Annotated in this window: 4 protein-coding genes; 2 read left to right on the forward strand and 2 right to left on the reverse strand. The window is 74.8% G+C overall.

Annotated elements, in window-relative coordinates:
• Positions 1 to 219 precede the first annotated feature (219 nt).
• Both RIF68_RS26120 and RIF68_RS26125 read left to right on the forward strand, forming a co-directional pair.
• Positions 220 to 1,683 carry an aspartate ammonia-lyase gene (locus RIF68_RS26120; RefSeq protein ID WP_309053750.1) on the forward strand — a complete coding sequence of 488 codons (1,464 nt, stop codon included), beginning with the start codon at positions 220 to 222 and terminating at the stop codon, positions 1,681 to 1,683.
• A gap of 341 nt (positions 1,684 to 2,024) precedes the next feature.
• On the forward strand, positions 2,025 to 2,624 hold the full coding sequence (locus RIF68_RS26125; protein WP_375165741.1) for a hypothetical protein: 600 nt from the start codon (positions 2,025 to 2,027) through the stop codon (positions 2,622 to 2,624).
• 30 nt (positions 2,625 to 2,654) lie between these two features.
• On the opposite strand, the gene RIF68_RS26130 is transcribed toward RIF68_RS26125, so the two are convergent.
• Entirely contained in the window at positions 2,655 to 4,022 is a 1,368-nt protein-coding gene (locus tag RIF68_RS26130; protein WP_309053751.1) for an NAD(P)/FAD-dependent oxidoreductase, read from the reverse strand.
• Between the two features lie 147 nt (positions 4,023 to 4,169).
• On the reverse strand, positions 4,170 to 5,327 hold the full coding sequence (locus RIF68_RS26135; protein ID WP_309053752.1) for a YncE family protein: 1,158 nt from the start codon (positions 5,325 to 5,327) through the stop codon (positions 4,170 to 4,172).
• Positions 5,328 to 5,401 lie beyond the last annotated feature (74 nt).

Consider the following 5,401-nt stretch of genomic DNA (forward strand, 5'->3'; position numbering starts at 1 on the left):
TCACCCGCCCCCGCGCGGGCGCCCACCCCCCCCGCGCGGGCCGCCGGTTCGCCACGGCCCGCCCCCGACCGCCCCCCCCCCGCCGGGCGGCGCCCGCCCCCCCCGCGCCGGCGCGCCCCGGCCCTCGTACGCCTCCCCCCTCCGCACGGCCGCACCGCCCCTGGGGGCCGCCGCCGCGCACACCCCCCTCCCCGCCACCCGCACCCGCAAGGACGCACCATGCCTCCCGTACCGGCCCCGCACGCCCCCGCAGACCCGCAGCCGCCCACCGCAGGCCCCGCCGTACGGCGTGAGCACGACCTGCTCGGCGAGCGGGACGTACCGGCCGAGGCCTACTGGGGCGTCCACACCCTGCGCGCCACCGAGAACTTCGCCATCACCGGCACCCCCATCTCCGTGTACCCGCTGCTGATCGACGCGCTGGCCGCCGTCAAGGAGGCCGCCGCCCGCGCCAACGAGGAACTCGGGCTCCTGCCCGCCGACAAGGCCGACGCCATCGCCGGCGCCTGCCGGGAGATCAGGTCCGGCCGCCTGCACGACCAGTTCGTCGTCGACGTCGTCCAGGGCGGCGCCGGCACCTCCACCAACATGAACGCCAACGAGGTCGTCGCCAACCGGGCGCTCGAACTCCTCGGCCACGGCAAGGGCGACTACGCCCGCCTCCACCCCAACGAGGACGTCAACCTCGGCCAGTCCACCAACGACGTCTACCCGACCGCGATCCGCATCGCCGCGATCGGCGCCGCCCGGGAACTCCTCCTCGCCATGGCCGTCCTCCAGGACGCCTTCGCCGCCAAGGCCCTGGAGTTCCGCGAGGTCGTCAAGATGGGCCGCACCCAGCTCCAGGACGCGGTGCCCATGACGCTGGGCCAGGAGTTCTCCACGTACGCCGTGATGCTGGAGGAGGACCGCAGCCGCCTCGCCGAGGCCGTCGAGCTGATCCACGAGATCAACCTCGGGGCCACCGCCATCGGCACCGGCCTCAACGCCGCCCCCGGCTACGCCGAGACCGCCCGCCGCCACCTCGCCGCGCTGACCGGACTGCCGCTCGTCACCTCCGCCAACCTGGTCGAGGCCACCCAGGACTGCGGCGCCTTCGTCCAGCTCTCCGGCGTCCTCAAGCGCATCGCGGTCAAGCTCTCCAAGACCTGCAACGACCTGCGCCTGCTCTCCTCCGGCCCGCGGGCCGGACTCGGCGAGATCAACCTGCCGCCCGTGCAGGCCGGTTCCAGCATCATGCCCGGCAAGGTCAATCCGGTGATCCCGGAAGTGGTGAACCAGGTCGCCTTCGAGGTCATCGGGAACGACATGACCATCACCATGGCGGCCGAGGGCGGACAGCTCCAGCTCAACGCCTTCGAGCCCGTCATCTTCCACGCCCTGTCCAAGAGCATGCTCTCGCTCCGCGCCGCCTGCCTCACCCTCGCCGAGCGCTGCGTCTCCGGGATCACCGCCAACACCGAGGCCCTGCGCGCGGCCGTCGAGAACTCCATCGGCCTCGCCACCGCCCTCAACCCCCACCTCGGCTACACCGCCGCCACCGCCATCGCCCAGGAAGCGCTGGCCACGGGCCGCGGAGTCGCCGAACTCACCCTGGAGAAGGGCCTGCTGCCCGCCCACCGGCTCGCCGAACTGCTCACCCCCGAGCGGCTCACCGGCGCCCCCGGCCCGGCACCGGCCTGACCGCCCCCGGGAGGGAGGCGGCCGGTTCGCCTTCCTCCCGCTGAGTGGGCCGTACGGGTGAGGCCCCGGGCGCGGCGACAGTGCCGGCCGCCGAGCGGGTACGCATCGCACCACTGCCCCCGGCCAGGAGGATGCCGTCCCATGCCCGTCCGCAAGGGTGCCCCCACGCCGCTGCACCTGGGCACCGGTGCCCTGTGCGCGGCGCTGCTGCTCACCGGCTGCGCCCGTACCCCCCCCCCCCCCCCCCCGCCTCCCCGACCCGCGCACCCCGCCCGCCCGCCGCCTCCGGCCCGGCCTCACCCTCGGCGCCGGCCTCCGCCGCACCGGGCGACGCCCGGCCCGTGCCCGCATCGAGGATCCCCGGCCTCGGGCCCGCCACGCAGGCCCGGGTCCCCGACGGCACCTCGCAGGCCCTCGTCGTCGCCGGGGCCTCGGCGGACGGCAACACCGCCACCACGGTCCTCTATGCGCGAAACCCCGCCGGGCGGTGGGAGCGCGTCGCCGGTCCCTGGGCGTCCCACAACGCCCTCAAGGGCTGGACCCACGACCACCACGCGGGCGATCTGCGCAGCCCGATCGGGGTCTTCCGGCTCGGCGACGCGGGCGGCCGGCTGCCCGACCCCGGCGCCCGCCTCCCGTACGACCAGGACCCCGGCTTCGCCATCAGCGGCACCGGCTTCCTCGGCGAACCCCTGGAGGGCTCCTTCGACCACGTGATCGCCATCGACTACAACCGCGTGCCCGGCAGGACCCCGCTCGACAAGGAACGCCCCCTGGGTCAGGGGAAGGGCGGCGGGGTGTGGATCCACGTCGACCACGGCGGCCCGACCCAGGCCTGCGTCAGCCTGGACCGGGAGGACCTGCGGGAACTCCTCCGGGCGCTCGACCCGGCCCGCGAACCCGTCGTGGTGATGGGGCCGGGTGCCGAACTCGCCCGCTGACCGCGCGCCGGCCGGCGCGCGCGCGTGCTCTCAGGTGACCGCGCCGCGGAACGAGCCCGTGTGCTCGCGGACCTGTTCCGGCGTCAGGTAGGCGTCGGTGTACTCGAAGTCCCGCAGCGTGCCGGCCTTGGACGCCAGGAAACCGGTCCGGACGAAGTCGTCCCCGGCCACCGCGTTGAGCAGCCAGTTGGTCATCACCCGGGTCTTGGCCACACCGGTCCGCAGCGCCGCCCAGTGGTACCCGCGCGCCACCGCCTGGGCGGGCATGCCGTGCAGCTCGACACCGAGCGGCTTCGACACGCCGTCCATGCCGCCGAGGTCCACGACGAGCCCCAGGTCCTTGTGCCGGTAGGGCGTCACCTCCGTGCCGCGCAGGGTGGCGACGAGGTTGTCGGCGACCGCCTTGCCCTGCCGCATGGCGTGCTGCGCGGTCGGCGGGCAGATCGCGCCCTTCTCGTCCTTGGCGAGGTCCGGTACGGCCGCCGCGTCACCGAGCGCCCAGAGGCCGTCGAAACCGGGGACGGTCATCTCGGGCGTCACGACCAGCCGGCCGCGCGTCGTCTCGGCGCCGAGGGTCCCGATCAGCGGGCTCGCGGCCACACCGGCCGTCCAGATGAGCGTGCGGCTCGGCAGCACCCGCCCGTCGGTCAGCGTCACCGTGTCCTCGTCCACGGAGGCCACCGACACCCCGAGCGACACCTCGATGCCGCGCCGGGTGAGGATGTCCATGGCGGCGGCGCCCAGCTTCTCGCCCAGCTCGGGCATGAGCTTCGGCGCGATGTCCACCAGATGCCACTTGATCAGTTTCGGGTCCAGGCGCGGGTACCGCTTCACCGCGTTGTGGGTGAGCTGCTGCAGGCAGGCGGCCGTCTCGGTGCCGGCGTACCCGCCGCCCACCACCACGAACTGCAGCCGCGCCGCCCGCTCGGCCTCGTCGTTGCTCGCGTCCGCCAGGTCCAGCTGCGCGATCACGTGGTCGCGGACGTAGACCGCCTCGGCAAGCGTCTTCATGCCCCGCGCGTACTCCGCGAGCCCCGGGATGTCGAAGCTGCGGGTGACGCTGCCGGGGGAGAGGACGAGATGGTCGTACGGCTCGGTGACGTGCTCGCCCGCGATGGTCCGCACCACGCAGACCTTCGCCGCCGTGTCGATGCCCACCACCCCGCCCGGCACGATCCGGGTCCGGTGCCGCTCGCTGCGGCGCAGCGACAGGGCCACCGACTGCGGAGTCAGCACGCCGGCCGCCACCTGGGGGAGGAGCGGGAGGTAGAGCTGGTACGAGAACGGCGAGAGGAGGGTGATCTGTGCCTCCCGCTCCGTGAGCCGCCGTTCGAGCCGCCGGACGCAGGCCACTCCGGCGAAGCCGGCGCCCACCACGAGGATCCTCGGTCGAGTCACGCTGTCCGCCCTTCCGTAGGAGCGTGCACGGTGCCATCGGATGCGACCGCTCCGGATCGCATGGCCTTCCTAGCGCCGCCTATCCGTGGCTCACCCTTTTTATCCCTGTTGGAGGTGGCCCGCTCCTCGGGAGACTCCGCCCGCCCCTCACAGCACGGCGATGCCGAGGGGCCGGGAACCCGCCGGAATCCGCCGTGTCTCCCCCGAGCGGAGGTCCACGGCCGTCAGCCCGTCCCAGTAGCCGTCCCGGGTGAATCCGCCGGTCACATAGGCCGTCCCGCCGTCCCGCGACACGGCGACGTCCTCGTGCGGACCGTCCAGCGGGTACACCCGCTCCTCCCCGGCGGGGGTGCGCACGGTGAGCGAGGGTCCCCGGTCCTCGGCCGGGTCGATCGGGCCGGTGCCGACCGTGAGGAGCGTGCCGTTCCCGGTCACGGTGGTGCCGTGCTGATGGGTGCCGGCGGTCATCGTCTCGACGCTCGTCCGCCCCGTTCGGGGGTCCACGACCGCCAGCTTCTCACCCTCGAACGGCAGCAGCAGCTTCCCGTCCGAGGGCCGGACCGCCGCGTAGTGCGGTTTGAGCCAGGAGCCGAGCCCGCCCTCCGTCCCGTACGGGGCGACCTCCACCCGGCGCGGGCGGAGCGTGTCCGCCGTGACCACCGTGACGTCGAAGGAGTCGTGACCCGTCGCGTACACCTCGGAACCGTCGAGGGCGACGTCCACGTCGAACGGGCGCCGCCCGACCGGCACCGCGTCCGTGACCCGCAGCGCGGCCGTGTCGATCACCTCCAGGGCGCCGTGGCCGCCGGGCACGTTCACGCCCACGTACACCCGGCGCCCGTCCGGCGCGAGCGCGATGCCCATGCCGCCGCCCCGGTACTCACCGGTCGTCACCGGACCCGTGGCCGTCCGGTACGGGATCAGCGCGAGGCGCGAACGGCTCGCCGTGTCCACCACCGCCACGCCCTCGGCGGTGGCCACCCACGCCCGCCCGTCCGCGCCGACGGCGAGTCCGTACGGAGCGGTCCCGACCCTCACGGAGCCGGTGGCGCCGCGCGCCGGGTCCACGAACGTGACGGTGTCGGCGCCGAAATCGGACACCAGGAGCGTGCCGGGCGCGGCCTTCCCGGAGGGCGGCGCGGGCGTCACCGTCCCGGAGGCGGACGGTGTCCCGGGGCCGGGCGAGCCGGCCGGGGCGGAGGCGGACCCGCCGGACCCCTGCGCGCACCCCGTGAGCAGCGCGACGACGACTGCGCCGGGCAGCAGGACCCGGGCGGTACGGGAGGAACGGCGGGACTTCGTCATGTCGGACTCCTCGGTCGGGACCACGCGCGGCCGGCGCCCCGGGGGACGGCCGGGCTCCGCGCCCTGTCCCGATC

It is taken from the genome of Streptomyces sp. (genome assembly GCF_031178505.1).
GTDB lineage: Bacteria > Actinomycetota > Actinomycetes > Streptomycetales > Streptomycetaceae > Streptomyces > Streptomyces gulbargensis.